The sequence below is a fragment of the Enterococcus sp. MMGLQ5-1 genome (assembly GCF_013155265.1).
Lineage (GTDB): Bacteria > Bacillota > Bacilli > Lactobacillales > Streptococcaceae > MMGLQ5-1.
In genome coordinates this window covers 122,113-141,637 of the sequence record NZ_JABJXU010000006.1, presented here as the reverse complement: position 1 = coordinate 141,637, position 19,525 = coordinate 122,113, and the positions used below count along the sequence as shown (strand labels likewise).

Sequence of the window (19,525 nt, the reverse complement as noted above, 5' to 3'; positions counted from 1 at the left end):
TTTAATCAGAGATAGAAGGCACCTTGCTTTACGCTTTTTTTATGAGGCAATTTAGCACCTATTTCTATGCCGCTAAACGTCTTTTGTTCCACCTCCGTTTGATTTTATCCAACCTAAGCAATTATAACATTTTTTTTTTATGAAATAAAAAGCACTTTTACTTTTCTTGTCATCAAAAAACAAGTAAAATGATAAGACAATGTCTAAAAATAGAGATTGTCATTTTACTTCTGAAAAAGTAGCTTTAGGGAAAGAGGGGAAAAAGTGATTAAGAAATATATTGGTCGATACAAGGGCTACGTGATTGGCTCTTTGTTATTTACGATTTTAATGGTCGTAACGACGCTTTGGCAACCCAAGTTATTACAAAAGGTGTTGGAAGAGGTTTTAAAAAATAATTCCTCTAAAATTACTGAAATTGGTATTCAACTGCTAATCATTGCTGCCATCGGGCTGGTCGCGGGTGTACTGAATACGATTTTTGCAGCTAAAATTGCCCAGGGCATAACAGCAGACTTAAGAGAAGATACCTTCCGCCAAATTCAAAAATTTAGTTATGCCAATATTGAAACCTTTAATGCTGGAAATCTAGTTGTCCGTCTGACAAATGATATGACACAGGTTCAAAATTTGATTATGATTGTCTTTCAAATCTTAATTCGTATTCCATTATTATTTATTTTATCTTTTATTTTAGCTGTCCAAACGCTACCAAAGCTATGGTGGATTATTGTTTTACTTGTCATTTTAATACTCATAATTACGGCAATTACTTCAGGCATGATGGGGCGCCATTTTCAAGCCTTTCAAATTTTGATGGATAAAATTAATCGTATCGCCAAAGAAAATTTAGCAGGTATGCGCGTTGTAAAAAGCTTTGTTCAGGAAAAAAATCAGTACGGTAAATTTAAAACAACCTCACATGAATTGTTAGGTCACAATTTATCAATTGGTTATATTTTTTCAGTAATGATTCCGTCATTTATGATGGTAGCAAACTTAGCTATTTTCATGGCAATCTATATGGTATCAACCTTTGTTCAGGACGATCCGGCTGCTATTGGTGCACTTGCCTCATTTATGAGCTATATGATGCAAATCATGTTTGCGATTATCATGGGGGGAATGATGACAATGATGTCCTCACGTGCCTTTATTTCTATTGGTCGAATTAGAGAAATATTGAATACTAGCCCTGCAATGACCTTTGAGGATGGTCCGAAGGAAGTATTGGAAGGCTCAGTTAAGTTTAAGCAGGTGAGCTTTACTTATCCAGGAGATGATGAGCCAACCTTAAAGGATATTTCATTTGAGATTGAAGCTGGTGAAATGGTTGGAATTGTCGGAGCAACTGGTTCAGGGAAGTCAACTCTCGCTCAGTTAATTCCACGCTTATTTGATCCAACCTCAGGTGAAATCGAAATTGGCAATAAAGATCTGCGTAAAATCAATCAAGCAACGCTAAGAGACACTGTTTCAATTGTTCTGCAGCGTGCAATCCTATTCTCAGGTACAATTGCTCAAAATCTACGTCAAGGTAAATCGGATGCTACTGAAGCTGAATTAGAAAAAGCCTCTTCAATTGCTCAAGCCAAAGAATTTATTGAAAAGATGGCTGAACGCTATGATGCACCGGTTGCCGAGCGTTCTAACAACTTTTCTGGCGGTCAAAAGCAACGGATGAGCATTGCTAGAGGTGTAATTAGTAATCCTAAGATATTAATTTTGGATGATTCAACATCAGCACTGGATGCCAAATCTGAAGCCTTAGTTCGTGAGGCCTTAAATGATGAGCTACCCAATACAACAAAAATTATTATTGCTCAGAAAATATCTTCGGTAGTACGAGCAGATAAAATTTTAGTATTAGATCAGGGTCATCTTATCGGAATTGGCAAGCATAAAGAATTGGTTGAAAATAATGCGGTCTATCGAGAAATATATGAAACGCAAAAAGGAAAGGATGAAGCCTAATGTCAGAATATATTAAAGCAGGTAAATTCTTTTATCACTATCTTAAAAAATATAAATGGTCCTTTCTTATTGCTTTAATTGCGGTGGTATTTGGAACCTATCTTCAAGTTAAAGCACCTGAGTATCTGGGGCAAGCGATTGGGGAGCTTGGTAATTATGCTTCGGAGTATCTAAAAGCACAAGCTATTGCGGCAAAAACAGGCACAGCAATGGCAACCGTTTCAAAAGCTGCCTTCTTTGATGTTTTATGGAAGCTACTTATCTTTTATTTACTAACCAGTGCAGCTCAATTTATCTATACGATTCTATTTAGTCGAATTGTCGGCTATGGTACGAATAAAATGAGAACAGGTCTTTTTGGTAAGCTTGAACGAATGACAATTGCTTTCTTTGATAAGCATCAGGATGGTGAAATTCTTTCTCGCTTTACTTCAGATTTAGATAATATCCAAAATACTTTAAATCAATCTTTAGTTCAGGTGTTTCAAAACGTTGCCCTCTTCATCGGCTTAATTATCATTATGTTTCAACAAAATGTTAAATTAGCATGGGTAACAGTTGCATCAACGCCAGTTGCAATCCTATTTGCAGTCTTTATTATTCGGCAAGCTAAAAAATATGTTGATATTCAACAAGACGAAGTCGGTCATCTCAATGGTTATATGGATGAAAAAATTTCTGGTCAAAAAGCGATTATTGTTAACGGACTTCAAGAAGAAACTATTACTGACTTTTTAAAGCATAATGATGCAGTGCGTGAAGCAACATTCAAAGGACAAGCATATTCAGGGATGCTTTGGCCATTAATGCAGGGTATGAGCTTATTTAATACAGCAATCGTTATTTTCTTTGGCTCATGGCTCGTTGTTAACGATGGCATGGCATTAGGTGTTGGCTTGGCGTTAGTAGTGACTTTTGTTCAGTATTCACAGCAATACTATCAGCCCTTAATGCAAATTTCTTCTAACTTTACCCAACTACAAACAGCAATCACTGGCGCACGCCGGTTGGATGAAATATTTGATCAGCCGGATGAAATCAGACCTACGAATGGCATTATACTTAATGCCTTAGAACGCGGTGTTGCTTTAGAGCATGTTGATTTTTCTTACAATCCGGATAAGCCAATTCTAAAAGATGTTAGCTTGACGGTTGATAAGGGGCAAATGGTTGCCCTAGTGGGTCCAACAGGTTCTGGTAAAACGACCATTATGAATTTGCTTAATCGATTTTATGATGTCAATGATGGCTCAATCAAAATTGATGGACAAGATATTCGTGAATATGATTTAGACTCCTTAAGAAGCCATGTTGGAATCGTGTTGCAGGATTCGGTTTTGTTTACGGGCACAATTAAAGAGAACATTGCTTTTGGTAAGCCTGATGCAACACAAGATGAAATAGAGGCAGCTGCCAAACAAGCGAATATCCATGAATTTATTATAAAGCTAGACGATGGCTACGATACACAGATTGATGATGAAAATAATATTTTCTCAACAGGTCAAAAGCAGCTCATTTCAATTGCGCGGACGATTATTACCAATCCATCGTTACTAATCCTTGATGAAGCGACCTCAAACGTTGATACGGTAACGGAGGCTAAAATTCAAAGAGCGATGGAAATGGCAATTTCTGGTCGAACGAGCTTTGTTATCGCTCACCGTCTAAAAACCATTCTTAATGCAGATAAAATTGTGGTTTTAAAGGATGGTGAGATTATCGAAGAAGGTAATCATCATGAACTTTTAAAGCAGCAGGGATTTTATTCAGAGCTTTATCATAATCAATTTGTTTTTGAATAATTATCTTAGCCTTTTATCATTTTTGATGATAAAAGGCTATTTTTAGCATTTGAATAGACCATGAAATTATTATGTCTTTAAATTAAAAAAATGTTAATTTAATTAGATTAAAATATGTATATACCAATATAACGGTTTTTCTAAGCTCATTATGAGCGACACTGTCTTTATTCTAATATTTTTTTAAAATTTGAAAAGGATTTTGTTTGAATTATTATTTTTTAATGATAAAATGACCTTAGACTGTAAATAAGGAGGAGACATGAGACGTAAAGTTTACACTAAAGATTATATTTTAAAACAGACTAAATTATTAGTTGAAAAAGAAGGCTTTGAAAACTTAACGGCTAGAAATATTGCTGAGAAATTATCGATTTCTACTCAACCACTTTATCTTGAGTTTAAAAATATGGATGATTTGAAGCATCAGGTTTTAGAAAGCATTCTTGAACAGCTTTTTAATAACACGCTTAACGGTGAAATTACCGGAGATTCATTGATTGATGTTGGCTTAAATTTTATTACATTTACTCAGAAGAAAAAAACCTTATTTCAAACCCTGTTTGTAGAAAATCATAAAATTGGCTTTCGGGTATACGAAAGCAGCTTGGTTAATTATAAAAGGTTGATTCAAAAAACCGATAAATATGCTCATTTAGATGATAAGGCAATTGAAATATTGCATAGAGAGACGTTAGTGACTGTAATTGGCGTTGCGACACTCTCAACGTCAGGAATCATCACATATGAACAGGAATATTTAGTGAATATTCTAAAAAACATTCTTGAGGATATCTTGGAGAAGCCGGAAAAATACTATTAAATCAAAAAAATAAATCAAAAAGAGTGTTCGTGTTATGTTTTGTTACATGTACGCTCTTTTTTGATTGACATTCGCTTTTAAAAAACTTATAGTTAAAGACATTACTGGTATTTAATAGTTTTTTATTTTAGGAGGCGTGTGTTATGCACAAAAGATTAAGATTTGGCGTGATGGCATTAATTTCTACATTTATTCTGGGGGCCTGCTCGGCACCCGGCGGTTCAAGCAGCTCATCGAGCAATGGTACAGAAATCGGGGATAAGTTCCTAATTGGCTATGATTTAGAAATGTCTGGAGCGGTTGCAGCCTATGGCACTGCAGAAAAACAGGGCGCTGATTTAGCCGTTGAAGAAATCAATGCTGCCGGTGGAATAGACGGTAAGCAGATTGAAGTAATTGCGAAAGATAATAAATCGGATAACGCCGAGGCGGCGACAATTGCCTCTAATTTGACAGTTAATAATAAGGTAAATGCGATAATTGGAACAGCAACCAGCGGTGCAGCGAAGTCAATTATTCCAAATATTACCAAAGCGAAGGTACCGATGGTAACACCTTCAGGAACGGATGATACACTCACAGTTCAAAATGGAAAAGTACAAAAATATGTATTTCGTTCTATTTTTCCAGATAGTTATCAAGGGACAGTTATCTCAGATTTTGTGACAGATGAATTAGCAGCTAAGAAAATTGTTTTATTCACAGATAATTCTTCAGATTATGCAAAGGGAATTACGAAAACATTCAAAGCAAATTATAAAGGTGAGATTGTTAGTGAACAAACCTTTGTGTCGGGTGATAAGGATTTCCAAGCCCAGTTGACTAAAATTAAATCGGAAACCTTTGATGCCATCGTAATGCCTGGCTATTATAATGAAACTGGTCTAATTACTAAACAGGCGCGTGACATGGGAATTACAGCACCAATTGTCGGTGGTGACGGCTACTCTGATCCAAAATATGTTGAAACTGCTGGTGCAGCAGGTGCTACAAATGTTTATTATGTTTCAGGCTATTCAGAGAAAGCGCCTGCTACTGATAAGGTTGCACCATTTGTTGAGGCTTTTAATGCTAAATATGGTGAAAATCCATCAGCCTTCTCTGCTTTAGCCTATGATGCAGTTTATATGATTAAAGAGGCTGCGGAGAATGGTAAGGTCAAAAATTCAGATGAGCTAGCAGAGTCGCTTGCAAAGCTTGAAGATTTTGTCGGCGTGACAGGTGAGATTACAATAGACGATGAGCATAATCCAATCAAATCAGCGGTTATTGTTGGTCTGAAGGATGGTAAGGAGGATACGGCTAAGATTATTGCGCCAAGTAAGTAATTTAATCCCTTTATGTTTTAGAGGTTGGTATATTATTTTAACGATGTTTATAAAGTTATTACTAATAGAAAATTAATTAAATGTTTCTATTTATTATCTTGACAATTTTCTGACAATTCTTTATATTAAGAAAATGGTAATAAAGATAGTTTGACTATCAATATATAGATAAGGGAGTCTTTTAATTGTTTAAGAAAAAATTAAGTATCGTTGGGATGACATTATTTGCAGGTGTGCTACTAGCAGCATGCTCATCACCTAAGGGTACAGAGGATAGCTCGGTCAAGGGTGCTGGTACAGAAATTGGAAAAACTTTTAAGCTAGGCGCAAACTTAGAATTATCTGGTGCAGTTGCGGCTTATGGTAATTCTGAGCTGCAGGGAATTAATTTAGCGGTCGAAGAAATTAACGCTGCTGGTGGGATTAATGGTAAACAGATTGAATTAATTTCTAAAGATAATAAATCTGATAATGCTGAGGCTGCAACCGTTGCTTCAAATTTAACTGTTAATGATAAGATTAATGCGATGGTTGGACCTGCAACCTCAGGTGCATCAAAATCAGTTATTCCTAATATCACCTCGGCTAAGGTACCATTTTTGACACCATCAGGAACGGACGATTCTATTACTGTTCAAAATAATAAAACACAGCAATTTGTATTCCGTTCATGCTTCCAAGATAGCTATCAAGGTACAGTGCTTGCCAATTATGCTGATGATAGCTTGAGCGCTAAAAAGGTCGTTTTATTCTATGATAATTCATCGGATTATGCTAAAGGGATTGCGAAAGCCTTTAAGAAGGCTTATAAAGGTGAAATTGTTAATGAACAGACCTTTGTTTCAGGTGATAAGGATTTCCAAGCGCAGTTAACAAAAATTAAAGATAAAGATTTTGACGCCATCGTCATGCCTGGTTATTATACAGAAACAGGCTTGATTACTAAGCAAGCACGCGATATGGGCATTACTAAGCCAATTCTAGGTGGAGATGGCTTCTCAGATCCAAAATATGTTGAAACAGCTGGCACAGCTGGTGCAACTAATGTTTATTATGTCGGTCATTACTCAGAAAATGCACCCGCAACTGATAAAGTAGCTGCATTTATTACTGCCTTTAACAAAAAATATGGTGAAAATCCTTCTACATTTGCTGCGTTGGCATATGATGCTGTTTACATGATTAAACAAGCAGCTGAGGATACGGATGCAAAAACCTCAGGTGATGTGACAGAGGGGCTAGCTAGCCTTAAGGATTTCACGGGTGTAACTGGTGAAATGACAATTGATAAAGAGCATAATCCAGTTAAATCGGCTGTTGTGGTTGGTTTAACCGATGGTAAGGAAGTCTCAGCAGAGTCGATAGCACCTGCGAAATAAAAATGTGTGAAGATGGGCTAGAGATGATGTATCTCTAGCTCATTTAGTTTATAATAGAAATTATCTATATTAGATTAACGACAATTTGTCTGATATTGATATCAGCAATCTGTTCAGATAGCCAGATTGTTTAAAAAATTATTGGTAGGAAGTGAATTTTATGGAATGGCTCCAACAATTAGTTAATGGTCTTTTTCTTGGAGGAATATATGCCTTGTTAGCTTTGGGCTATACAATGGTATACGGTATTATTAAATTAATCAATTTTGCCCACGGTGATGTTTATATGATGGGTGCATTTTTAGGGTATTTTTTCATCAAGCATCTACACATGAATTTATGGGTTGCTTTGATTGCAACAATGGCTACAACAGCACTTTTAGGCGTTATTATAGAAATTCTAGCCTATCGACCACTTAGAAAATCGACACGTATTGCAGCATTAATTACAGCAATTGGTGTCTCCTTCTTGCTTGAGAACACGATGACCTATTTCTTTGGCTCATCACCTCGCAGCTTCCCTCAAGTAATGCATATCCAAAAATATGATTTAGGACCAATTTCGGTTTCTAATATTCAATTATTAATTCTTGCTGTCTCAATTATTTTGATGGTTTTACTCCAATTGATCGTTAAGAAAACGAAAATGGGGAAGGCAATGCGAGCAGTTAGTGTGGATAGCGACGCAGCTCAATTGATGGGGATTAATGTCAATCGGACAATCAGCTATACATTTGCTTTAGGCTCTGCGTGGGCAGGTGCAGCTGGTGTTTTAATTGGTCTGTATTACAATTCAATCGACCCCTTAATGGGAATGACACCGGGTATTAAAGCCTTTGTAGCAGCCGTTTTAGGTGGTATTGGTATTATTCCTGGGGCCGCTCTCGGAGGCTTTGTTATCGGTATGCTAGAAACGATTTCGACAGCGATCGGCCTGTCAGATTATCGTGATGCAGTCGTTTATGCGGTTTTAATTATTATTTTACTTGTTAGACCAGCTGGTATTTTAGGTAAAAATGTGAAAGAGAAGGTGTAAAGAGATGAAGAAAAATTTAACAACTAATCTTTTATGGCTTCTTATTGGTATTTTTGGCTTTGCTCTAATCTATGCTTTACAAATGGTAGGCGTTTTTAATGATTTTGCAGTCAAAATTATTACGCAAATCGGGATTAACTTAATCTTAGCGGTTGGCCTGAATTTAATCATTGGCTTTAGTGGTCAATTTTCTCTTGGACATGCAGGCTTTATGGCAATTGGTGCCTATTGTGGTGCGATTATTGGTATTCAAAATCCGACCTATGCAGGTTTTGCAATTTCAATTGTAGTCGGTATGGTGATTTCTGGCGTGATTGCTTTAGTGGTTGGTATTCCAACACTGAGGCTGAAGGGTGACTACCTAGCGATTGCAACCTTGGGTGTCTCTGAAATTATTAGGATTATGATTGTTAATGGTGGGGATTTGACTAACGGACCTGCAGGATTATTTGGTATTCCACCTTTTACCTCTTGGCAAATGGTTTATGTCATTGCCTTTGTGACAACTGTGCTCACTTTGAATATTATCCGTTCTGCGACAGGACGTGCTATTTTATCCGTTCGTGAAGATGAAATTGCAGCTGAAAGCATGGGTGTTTGGACAACTAAATATAAGGTTTTAGCCTTTGTACTTGGTGCAATGACTGCTAGTATTGCTGGCTCTTTATATGCTGGCTTCATCCAAACGGTTACACCAAAGGATTTTACCTTCATGAAATCAATTGATATTTTAATTATCGCTGTTTTTGGTGGTTTAGGTAGTATTACAGGGACAGTAATTGCAGCGGTTGTTTTGGGTGTTTTAAATATGTATTTACAAAATTTTGGCGATTTACGAATGATTATTTATTCGTTGGCTTTAATTATTGTGATGATTTTCCGTCCAGGTGGCTTGCTTGGTACTTGGGAATTCTCGCTTGGTAAATTATTAAAGAAAAAGGAGGCTAAATAATGGCTCTTCTTGAAGTTAAAGATTTAACAAAAAATTTCGGTGGACTAACCGCTGTTGGTGATGTGAATATCACAGCTGAGGCAAATGAATTAATTGGTTTAATTGGGCCAAATGGTGCGGGTAAAACAACTCTGTTTAATCTTTTAACAGGTGTTTATGTGCCAACTGAGGGTACTATTAAATTAGAAGGTAAGCTTCTAAACGGTCTTGCACCTTATAAAATTGCCGATTTAGGCTTGTCACGTACCTTCCAAAATATTCGTCTTTTCAGAGATTTATCAGTGATGGATAATGTTTTGATTGCGATGAATACAAAGCAAAAGGATCGTTTTTTCAGTTCCTTATTACGCTTGCCGGGCTTTTATAAAAAAGAAGCGGAGATGCAGGCTAAGGTTGTTGAATTATTAACGATTTTCGGTCTCCAAAATAACCTTGATACACTGGCAAAAAATCTGCCTTATGGTCAACAACGTCGCTTAGAAATCGTTAGAGCATTAGCAACACAGCCTAAAATTCTTTTCTTAGATGAGCCAGCTGCTGGTATGAATCCACAAGAGACGGCGGAATTAACGGCATTAATTAAACAAATTCAAAAGCAATTTGGGATTACGATTATTCTAATTGAGCATGATATGAGCTTGGTAATGGAGGTTACTGAGAGGATTTATGTTTTGGAGTATGGACGTGTGATTGCAAGTGGTAGTCCAGAGGAAGTTAAGAATAATCCTCGCGTAATTGAAGCATATCTTGGAGGTGAAGCCTAATGTTAAAAGTTGAAAATTTAAGCGTACATTATGGTGTCATCCAAGCAGTCAAAGACGTTAGCTTTGAGGTAAATGAAGGCGAGATTGTTTCCCTAATTGGTGCTAATGGTGCCGGTAAAACGACAATTTTAAGAACAATTTCTGGATTGGTTAGTGCGAGTGAAGGTAGTATTCGTTATCGTGATGCAGAAATTACCAAAATCCAAGCTCAAAAAATTGTCGCGGATGGTATTTCACAAGTACCTGAGGGACGACATGTCTTTACAGGCTTAACTGTTTTAGAAAATTTGGAAATGGGCGCCTTCTTACGTAGTGATCGTGCGGGGATTCAAGATGATTTACGGGCTGTTTTCAAACGCTTTCCACGGCTAGAGGAGCGCAAAAATCAGGATGCTGCGACCTTATCTGGTGGTGAGCAGCAAATGCTGGCAATGGGGCGTGCCTTGATGAGTAAGCCTAAATTATTGTTGCTTGATGAGCCCTCTATGGGCTTAGCACCAATTTTTATTCAAGAAATTTTTGAAATTATTAAGGAAATTCAGCAGCAGGGTACTACTGTTTTACTCATTGAACAAAATGCGAATATGGCATTGTCTATTGCCAATCGTGGCTACGTTCTTGAAACAGGTAATATTGTATTAAGCGGTACAGGCCAAGAGCTATTAGCGAGTGAGGAAGTTAAAAAGGCATACTTAGGTGGCTAGTTTGACTAAATTAGACGATTAAAAGTGTCGAGTTAGATCAAATCGGGGCGCTTAAAGTTCGGAAATTCAGTGCTTTTTAACTTGTATTTTGCCATATTTTTATGATAATACGAACAAAGTAAGGTCGGGTTTTTTTAACCCAACCTTTTTTATTATTTACTTCATTTTCAAAGCATATTATGAGAGAATTTAACTAGGATGACGTATAATTTTATTTGTAGATAGATAGCATCGTTTCTATATGATATTTTTATAAATCATCATTATCGATTATAAATACCGAAGTAATTGTTTATTTTAATTAATTTGAAGGGTGATGATTTGAGTGGCAGTAAAAGATTTTATGTCAAAAAAAGTGGTCTATGTTTCACCGGATACTAAGATTGCTAAAGCAAGTGAATTAATGAAGGCGCACGGTATCCATCGGTTACCAGTAATTGAAAATGATCAGTTAGTTGGTTTAGTGACTGAAGGCAGTATTAAAGATGCAACACCGAGTAAAGCAACAAGCTTATCTATTTATGAAATGAATTATTTATTAAATAAAACAACTGTCAAGGAAGTGATGATTAAAGACGTCATTACAGTTTCACGCTTTGCCTTACTTGAGGAGGCAATTGCGTCAATGCGTCAGAATAATATTGGTGTTTTACCTGTTGTAGATGAAGGACAAATCTATGGCATTATCACGGATAAGGATATTTTTGATGCTTTTCTTGAATTATCAGGATACGGTCATCCAGGTGTTCATCTGGTATTGGCGATTACAGAAGATGCACCTGGGGAGCTTGCGGACGTTGCGAAAACCTTGGCGGCTCATCATTTATCAATTGATACGATTATGGTGAATCGTCGGGATAGGGTAAGTCTTGAAATTCAAATAAAGGATGCCACGGCTAGTCAAGTTACAGCTGCCTTTGAAAGTTCAAAATATCCAATTGTGAGTGTGACCGCTAATTAAATCTTTTGACTAAAGGCTAATTGGCATATTTGTATTAAGAATTATTGCATCGTTTGTGAGGAGGAAAATTGAGATGAAAATTAGTTTACATGGTGAGTATGCTTTCGATTTAGCACCAATTTCTGTTGGTGAGACTGCACCAAATTTTAAATTACTTGATCAGAATGATCAAACGGTTGAGCTAGAAAAACGACGTGATTTACCTGTTATACTAAGTGTTTTTCCAGATATTAATACAAGCGTTTGTGATTTACAAACGCGGGCATTTAATCGACTTGCGAGTGAAAATAAAGCAATTCACTTTTTATCAATTTCTAATAATACAAAAGAGGAACAAGCAAATTGGTGTGCTGCTAAGGGTGTTGATATGACTGTTTTGCATGATGATGCTAATCAGTTTGGTGCTGCCTATGGGCTTTTTGCACCAGAGCTTAACCATTTAAGTCGAGCAGTATTTGTTGTTGATAGAGCGGGCAAAATTGCTTATGCTGAGGTCTTAAGTGAAATTACCGATGAGCCAAATTATCAAGCTGCATTAGCCGCTGCAATTGCCCTTTCCTAATACAATTATTTGATTAAATTTAAGAGACAAACAATTCCTATTGAAATGACTAATCGAATTTTATTGATTGGCGTGAGATATTGAGTTGGATAGTCTCTTTTTTTGAGTCAATGTCAAGCGGGGTGATTTGATTAAACAGCTCAATCTGGATATCTTTCAGTTTACTTCGGCGGACTGTTTTTGTCATGGTGGCACACCCTAAAGTGTGCAGGGCTAGCGATAATGTTTTTAGCTATTAGCACCTCCAACATAAAAGACTTGAGTGCGAGCCACAGTGTTACTTTATGTCATGATGCCCTGAATGCTGTAGCTTTAGAAACTCTTCTAAATTATGCCTCATGTGATGCGGATTGCCCGATGTTTCATGGAAAGATTGGCCTATTCACAAATATACGGGCAATTTTATTGTAGGACAATTTTTTTGGATTATTTTAAGGCTCATAAAAATATTTATCAGTCCAATTTATGATAGAGCCGCTATTTTTATTTTCTATAATTGAATGCAATATTTTCGATAATTTCCATAAACTTTTCAGAAAAATAGTGATATTATATTGAAAGGAGATGATGAGTTTGAGATTTTACAAACAATTGATGTTTATTTTATTATTTTCATTTATTGGCGAGATGATTTCAGATATTTTTAGTTTGCCAATACCAGGTAGTATTATCGGCATGATTTTACTATTTTTAGCCCTGCAATTTCATGTTATTCGACTGAGACAAATTCATGATCTAGGTCAGTTTCTCTTAGGGAATATGACAATTCTTTTTTTACCAGCTGGGGTTGGGATTATGGCTCACTTTAATGATATTATTCAGTTTTGGTGGCAAATTACTTTGATTATTTTGATTGCCCTCTTTGTTAATATTTTGATTATTGGGAAGGTTGTCGGCTGGATTAAAAAGCGTTATGAAGGCGACTATGTTGATATGGCTAAAAGGGAGGCGTTAGAGAATGATTCATCAGTTGGCGAGTAATCCTCTTTTCGGTCTGCTTTTATCAATTTCAGTTTATTTTCTTGCCTCACGTTTTCATTATAGGTATACAACTGCATTGACTAATCCGTTGTTAATTTCTACGGTCATAATTATTTTATTTTTGAAAATAACGGGTATTTCCTATGCAGATTATTATAAGGGTGGTGTCTATTTAAACACATTAATTATTCCTTCGACAGTTGCCTTGGGGATTCCGCTTTATTTAACTTTTCATTTGATGAAGCACCATGCACGTTCAATTATTATTGGTAGTGCGATTGGTAGTATTGTTAATATTAGCTTAACAGCAATTTTTGCTAAAATTTTTGGTATGAAGCCATTACTTGCGATTTCTATTTTTCCTAAATCAGTAACGACTGCAATGGCGGTTGGTATTACGGAAAAAATGAATGGTTTGGCAACGATTACTCTGGTAGTTGTCGTCGCAACAGGTATTTTGACTTCGGTTTTAGGACCGGGCATTTTAAAATTATTGAAAATAGATGATCCAGTAGCGGTTGGTGTTGCGCTAGGTGGTACGGGTCATGCAATCGGTACTGGCAAGGCGATGGAGTACGGTAAGGTTGAGGGTGCGATGGCTGGGCTATCAATCGGAGTTACCGGCATTATGTATGTTATCTTTTCACCGATTATTGCAAGCTTAATATTGAATTAATAATAAAAAAAATAAATAATTATTTTAAAAAAAGAGAGATTGTATTGAATCTTTCTTTTTTTATGATGAAATTTCGATTATACTGAAAATAACTTTGCTTTTGGGAGATTTTTATTGAAATGAATTTGGAGTAGATTATGTGGATTATTCAGAGTATTTTGAGTTTTATAATGCAAAATATATACATTTTATTGTTGATTGCTAACTTATTTTTAAGTTTAATTATTATTTTTCGAGAGCGTAAGCAGACCTCTAGCACCTGGGCTTGGCTGTTGATTTTAGTATTTATTCCTATCGTTGGTTTTATTCTTTATATTTTCTTAGGAAGAGGGATTAGCAGTACGCGACTCTTTGATTTGAGAATTCAAAAGAAAATTGGTGGGTTAGAGGAATTATCTAAACAACAATCAGACATTCGTAAAATTACAGAAATCAAAAAGGAATCGGAAATATTGGATGAATTGTCATTAATTTATATGTTATCCATTCATGAGCAATCATATTTTTCTGAGGATAATGAGCTGATTCTTTATACAGATGGCAAAGAAAAATTTGCGGCCTTGTTGAAGGACATTGATGAAGCTCAGGATACAATTAATTTTGAGTATTATATTTTTCGGATGGATAACCTTGGTAAAAGGGTTTATCAGGCACTGCTTGAAGCGCAAAAGCGAGGTGTAGCAGTCCGTTTATTACTGGATGCTTGGGGTAGCAATGGTGTTAAGCGTAAGGACTTTCAAAGCTTAATTGACTTAGGTGGCGAGGTTGTCTTCTTCTTCCCATTATTTTTACCTTGGATTAATCCACGCCTCAATTATCGAAATCATCGGAAGATTGTGGTGATTGACGGGAAAATTGCTTATACGGGTGGCTTTAATGTAGGCGATGAGTATCTGGGTGAGGTTAAGAAATTTGGTTACTGGCGTGATAATCATTTGAGAATTGTTGGACGGGCAGTTATTTCTTACCAGAATAGATTTATTATGGATTGGAATTCACAAGAGGTTGCCAAAATTAAGGATATCAAACGCTTTTTTCCAGAGGTAATTGAAACTACTGGGCATATGCGTGTTCAGATGGTAACAAGTGGTCCAGATTCAATGCAGCAGCAGATTAAGATGACTTATTTGAAAATGATAAATCTTGCTAAAAAAGAGATCCTAGTCCAGACGCCCTATTATATTCCAGATGATGCGATTCATGATGCCCTAAAGCTCGCTTTAATGAGTGGTGTTAAGGTTCGTCTAATGATTCCAAACAAGCCCGATCACATTTTTGTTTATTGGGCTACCTATTCCTTTGCCGCAGAGCTAATTGAATATGGTGCAATTGTTGAAACCTATGAGCCAGGCTTTATCCACGCTAAAACAATGATTGTTGATGGACAGCTGGCATCAATTGGTTCGGCAAACATTGATAATCGATCCTTTATGTTGGATTTTGAGGTCAATACAATTATTTATAATGATGAGTTTGCAGAGATTGTTCAAGAACAGTTTTACAGAGATGAAAAGGTATCAACAGTTTTGACGGCAGAAATGTATGCTCAGCGTTCATTTATTATTAAAGTGAAAGAAGGGCTTGCCCGATTGATTTCACCATTACTGTAAGCAATTTATTAATCAGCTTACTTTAGAAAATTTTGAATCATATTTAATTTTTGAAATATGTCAATTGAATTATTTTTAAAAATTTACAAAAAATTTACAATTGCTTCATAAAAAATTTGTATTACAAGTTTAAACTGATAATATTTGAACGAGCTGAATATATCAGTTTTTTTTATGAAATAATTGCTAAGCTTACTGTTTTTTAGACGATTTTAACCTATTTTTTTATCAATTTGGCAGGATTTATTGTTATTACCTGACGAGAGGACGTATTATTTTTATGAAGAAATTATTAATTTGTGTAGGTTTATTAAGCTGCTTATTGCTTTCAGGCTGTGCAAAGTGGATTGATAAGGGTGAATCAATCACTGCGGTTGGCTCTACTGCACTCCAGCCGCTTGTCGAAACTGCTGGCGAGAGTTATTCTAATGAAAATCCCGGAAGATTTATTAATGTCCAAGGTGGCGGCTCAGGGACAGGGCTTTCTCAAGTTCAGGCGGGTGCTGTACAGATTGGAAATTCAGATGTTTTTGCTGAGGAAAAAGACGGCATCAAGGCTGATGAGCTCGTTGATCATCAGGTCGCAGTAGTCGGTATTACACCGATTGTCAATAAAAATGTTGGTGTTGACGGTATAACGACTGAGCAGCTTAGAAAAATTTTTACAGGAGAGATTACCAATTGGCAAGAGGTTGGTGGTAAAAATCTAAAAATCGTTATTTTAAATCGAGCGAATGGCTCTGGTACTAGAGCAACATTTGAAAAATGGGTTATGGATGGTAAGGCTGCTAAAAAATCACAGGAACAGGATTCCTCTGGCACGGTGCGTTCAATTGTTGCGGAAACACCCGGAGCGATTAGTTATGTTGCGTTTAGCTATGTTGATAAAACAGTAAAAACACTAACGCTCGATGGGGTTAAGCCAACAGAGGCTAATGTGCAGATAAATGATTGGAAAATTTGGGCATATGAACATATGTATACTAAAGGTGAGCCAACTGAGTTAGCCAAAGATTTCTTGACCTATATGTTAAGTGAAGAGGTGCAAAATAATTTGGTAACAAAATTAGGATACATTTCTGTCCATTCGATGCAGGTTAAACGTGATGCTGCAGGTGAGCTAATTGCCAATTAATTGATAAATAATAATTATGGAGAGTAATCTAGCTTTACGATCAGCACTTTGTCAATGCTTAAGGAGAAAATTTAATAAGATGCATTGTCTGCCGTGGATTAGCAACATTAAATAAATAGTAAGTAAGTCGCTTTGGCAGCTTTAATGTTATAGTAATCTAAAAACGGTATACTGCTAAACGGTCGTTTCAGCTTTTGAGATAAGGAGAACAGTTTGGAAATTAATCAAGAATTACTTAAAAAGTCTAAACGTACTAGATTAGAACGATTTGGTAAAACCATTACATTTTGCTGTATTAGTTTAATTGTAATCGTGGTAGCAATGATTTTCCTTTTCGTTGCTCAAAAGGGTCTGTCAACCTTTTTTGTTGATAAGGTTAATATCTTTAAATTTTTATTCGGTACACAATGGGATCCAAGCCAGCTAGGTAGTGATGGTAAACCAATGGTTGGTGCATTACCGATGTTTCTTGGCTCATTGATTGTGACTTTATTATCGGCCTTAGTTGCAACGCCTTTTGCAATCGGTGCCGCAATTTTTATGACTGAAATTTCACCAAAACGTGGTGCAAAAATATTACAACCAGTTATTGAATTATTGGTGGGTATTCCTTCAGTTGTCTATGGCTTCATTGGTTTAACAGTCATTGTTCCTTTTGTGCGCAATGTTTTTGGTGGCACTGGATTTGGTATTCTATCAGGCACATTTGTTTTGTTTGTGATGATTTTACCAACAGTTACTTCAATGACGGTTGATGCTTTAAGGGCTGTACCAAGGTTTTATAAAGAGGCTTCCTTAGGCCTTGGGGCAACAAGATGGCAAACAATTTGGCGAGTTTTACTTCGTGCTGCAACGCCTGGAATTTTAACAGCGGTTGTTTTTGGTATGGCGAGAGCGTTCGGCGAGGCGTTAGCAATTCAAATGGTTGTTGGTAATTCTGCAGTTATGCCAACCAGTCTTATTACACCTGCCTCGACCTTAACCTCCGTTTTAACAATGGGTATCGGTAATACAATTATGGGAACCTTAGAAAATAACGTTTTATGGTCACTTGCGTTATTACTATTAGTAATGTCATTAATTTTTAATATTACGATGCGCATGATTGCTAAGAAGGGAGCGCTAAAATGATGAATGCCAAAAAAGTAGATAAAATTGCAACAGGTATTTTATATTTAATCTCAGCTCTAATCGTTTTAATTCTGGCTTCCTTATTATTTTATATTCTGATAAAGGGCTTACCTCATGTTTCTTGGCATTTTTTGACGAGTCCAGCCAAATCCTATGAAGCCGGGGGTGGCATCGGTATTCAATTATTTAATTCCTTTTTCTTATTATTAATTACCATGCTGATTAGTTTTCCTATTTCTCTCGGAGCTGGTATTTTTCTATCAGAGTATGCGAAGGACAACTGGCTTACACGTTTAATCAGAACAGCAATTGAAATATTAAGCTCTTTACCCTCGGTAGTCGTTGGTTTATTTGGCTTTTTAATATTTGTAATTCAAATTGGTTACGGCTTTTCAATTCTTTCAGGCGCCTTGGCACTCACTGTCTTTAATTTGCCCTTGATGACGAGAAATGTTGAAGAGAGCTTAAAGGCCATTTCTTTCACGCAGCGTGAGGCTGGCTTAGCACTTGGCTTATCAAGATGGGAAACTGTTTTACACGTTATTATTCCAGAAGCTTTACCGGGAATTGTGACAGGTATTGTTTTGAGCAGCGGTCGTATTTTCGGTGAGGCAGCAGCCTTGATTTACACTGCAGGACAGTCGGCGCCAGCTTTAGATTGGTCAAACTGGAATCCGCTTTCGGTGTCAAGTCCGATTAGTATTTTTAGACAAGCGGAAACACTCGCTGTTCATATTTGGAAAGTAAATAGTGAAGGCAATATTCCCGATGCTGCGCAGGTTTCAGCAGGCGCTTCGGCTGTGTTAATTTTGGTGGTCTTACTATTTAATTTAGTGGCAAGATTTATCGGTAAAAAATTGCATGCCAAATTAACATCGGCATAAGGAGGAAAGAATTTGGCTTATGATTTTAGTCAGCGTCATATTATTACGCTGGAGGATAAAGAAATTGCGCTTTCAACCAAAAATTTACATGTTTATTATGGTAATAATGAATCGATTAAGGGTGTTGATATGCGCTTTGAAAGGAATAAAATTACTGCATTAATAGGACCGTCAGGGTCTGGTAAATCTACCTATCTTCGTTCTTTAAATCGAATGAATGATACGATTGCGAGTGCGAAAGTGACAGGTGAAATTGATTACAAGGGCATTGATATTAATCAATCTGCAGTTAATGTTTATGAAATGCGTAAGCATATTGGTATGGTGTTTCAACGACCCAATCCATTTGCAAAATCAATTTATAAAAATATTACTTTTGCTTTGGAGCGTCATGGTATTACAGACAAAGCGAAGCTTGATGAGGCGGTTGAAACAAGCTTGAAGCAGGCGGCGCTTTGGGATCAGGTCAAAGATGAGCTTAATAAATCAGCCTTGGCCTTATCTGGTGGACAGCAGCAACGTTTATGTATCGCGCGTGCGATTGCCCTTAAGCCAGATATATTATTACTAGACGAGCCCGCAAGTGCCCTTGATCCGATTTCTACATCAGTCGTAGAGGAAACTTTAATTCAATTAAAAAATGATTATTCTATTATTATTGTTACTCATAATATGCAGCAGGCAGCTCGGATTAGTGATTATACTGCTTTTTTCTATGCAGGTGATTTGATTGAATATGATCATACTAAGAAAATTTTTACGAGACCGAAATTAAAACCAACCGAAGATTATGTTTCTGGTCATTTTGGTTAGTTTTAAA

Annotated in this window: 18 protein-coding genes; all 18 read left to right on the top strand. The window is 36.4% G+C overall.

The features are described from left to right. The first annotated feature begins 264 nt into the window (after positions 1 to 264). The 18 genes from HOY35_RS08030 (at position 265) to pstB (ending at position 19,518) form a co-directional block, all read left to right on the top strand. Positions 265 to 1,974, top strand: a complete 1,710-nt coding sequence (locus HOY35_RS08030; protein ID WP_172211927.1) for an ABC transporter ATP-binding protein — start codon at positions 265 to 267, stop codon at positions 1,972 to 1,974. Beyond that, complete coding sequence (locus tag HOY35_RS08025; protein ID WP_172211929.1) at positions 1,974 to 3,779, top strand: ABC transporter ATP-binding protein; 1,806 nt, start codon at positions 1,974 to 1,976, stop codon at positions 3,777 to 3,779. Before HOY35_RS08030 ends, HOY35_RS08025 begins: the two co-directional genes overlap by 1 nt. 262 nt (positions 3,780 to 4,041) lie before the next feature. After that, a complete protein-coding gene (locus HOY35_RS08020; RefSeq protein WP_172211931.1) occupies positions 4,042 to 4,602 on the top strand; it encodes a TetR/AcrR family transcriptional regulator in 561 nt (186 codons plus the stop codon). A gap of 143 nt (positions 4,603 to 4,745) precedes the next feature. After that, positions 4,746 to 5,930: an ABC transporter substrate-binding protein gene (locus tag HOY35_RS08015; protein ID WP_172211933.1), complete on the top strand. Its 1,185-nt coding sequence runs from the start codon at positions 4,746 to 4,748 to the stop codon at positions 5,928 to 5,930. Between the two features lie 215 nt (positions 5,931 to 6,145). After that, positions 6,146 to 7,309: an ABC transporter substrate-binding protein gene (locus tag HOY35_RS08010; protein ID WP_172212217.1), complete on the top strand. Its 1,164-nt coding sequence runs from the start codon at positions 6,146 to 6,148 to the stop codon at positions 7,307 to 7,309. Between the two features lie 160 nt (positions 7,310 to 7,469). Then, on the top strand, positions 7,470 to 8,345 hold the full coding sequence (locus HOY35_RS08005; protein WP_172211935.1) for a branched-chain amino acid ABC transporter permease: 876 nt from the start codon (positions 7,470 to 7,472) through the stop codon (positions 8,343 to 8,345). A gap of 4 nt (positions 8,346 to 8,349) precedes the next feature. Next, entirely contained in the window at positions 8,350 to 9,297 is a 948-nt protein-coding gene (locus HOY35_RS08000; RefSeq protein WP_172211937.1) for a branched-chain amino acid ABC transporter permease, read from the top strand. Further along, positions 9,297 to 10,061 (top strand): ABC transporter ATP-binding protein, encoded by a 765-nt coding sequence (locus HOY35_RS07995; protein WP_172211939.1) that lies wholly within the window; start codon positions 9,297 to 9,299, stop codon positions 10,059 to 10,061. Before HOY35_RS08000 ends, HOY35_RS07995 begins: the two co-directional genes overlap by 1 nt. Continuing rightward, a complete protein-coding gene (locus HOY35_RS07990; protein WP_172211941.1) occupies positions 10,061 to 10,765 on the top strand; it encodes an ABC transporter ATP-binding protein in 705 nt (234 codons plus the stop codon). The genes HOY35_RS07995 and HOY35_RS07990 overlap by 1 nt, the downstream gene beginning before the upstream one ends. Positions 10,766 to 11,090: 325 nt before the next feature. Then, the gene (locus HOY35_RS07985; RefSeq protein ID WP_172211943.1) at positions 11,091 to 11,726 is read left to right on the top strand and encodes a CBS domain-containing protein; all 636 of its coding nucleotides are present in this window, start codon (positions 11,091 to 11,093) and stop codon (positions 11,724 to 11,726) included. Positions 11,727 to 11,799: 73 nt separating this feature from the next. Further along, on the top strand, positions 11,800 to 12,288 hold the full coding sequence (locus HOY35_RS07980; RefSeq protein ID WP_172211944.1) for a peroxiredoxin: 489 nt from the start codon (positions 11,800 to 11,802) through the stop codon (positions 12,286 to 12,288). Between the two features lie 573 nt (positions 12,289 to 12,861). Next, a complete protein-coding gene (locus HOY35_RS07975) occupies positions 12,862 to 13,269 on the top strand; it encodes a CidA/LrgA family protein (RefSeq protein ID WP_172211946.1) in 408 nt (135 codons plus the stop codon). After that, a complete protein-coding gene (locus HOY35_RS07970) occupies positions 13,250 to 13,945 on the top strand; it encodes an LrgB family protein (protein WP_172212219.1) in 696 nt (231 codons plus the stop codon). The genes HOY35_RS07975 and HOY35_RS07970 overlap by 20 nt, the downstream gene beginning before the upstream one ends. Positions 13,946 to 14,103: 158 nt before the next feature. Further along, positions 14,104 to 15,555, top strand: coding sequence for a cardiolipin synthase (gene cls / locus HOY35_RS07965; protein ID WP_172212221.1), 1,452 nt, complete (start codon positions 14,104 to 14,106; stop codon positions 15,553 to 15,555). Between the two features lie 280 nt (positions 15,556 to 15,835). After that, a complete protein-coding gene (locus HOY35_RS07960; RefSeq protein ID WP_172211948.1) occupies positions 15,836 to 16,690 on the top strand; it encodes a phosphate ABC transporter substrate-binding protein PstS family protein in 855 nt (284 codons plus the stop codon). A 213-nt stretch (positions 16,691 to 16,903) separates the two neighbouring features. Beyond that, positions 16,904 to 17,821: a phosphate ABC transporter permease subunit PstC gene (pstC, locus tag HOY35_RS07955; RefSeq protein WP_172211950.1), complete on the top strand. Its 918-nt coding sequence runs from the start codon at positions 16,904 to 16,906 to the stop codon at positions 17,819 to 17,821. Further along, the gene (gene pstA, locus HOY35_RS07950) at positions 17,821 to 18,705 is read left to right on the top strand and encodes a phosphate ABC transporter permease PstA (protein WP_172212223.1); all 885 of its coding nucleotides are present in this window, start codon (positions 17,821 to 17,823) and stop codon (positions 18,703 to 18,705) included. The genes pstC and pstA overlap by 1 nt, the downstream gene beginning before the upstream one ends. 12 nt (positions 18,706 to 18,717) lie before the next feature. Continuing rightward, the gene (gene pstB / locus HOY35_RS07945; protein ID WP_172211952.1) at positions 18,718 to 19,518 is read left to right on the top strand and encodes a phosphate ABC transporter ATP-binding protein PstB; all 801 of its coding nucleotides are present in this window, start codon (positions 18,718 to 18,720) and stop codon (positions 19,516 to 19,518) included. Positions 19,519 to 19,525: the final 7 nt, after the last annotated feature.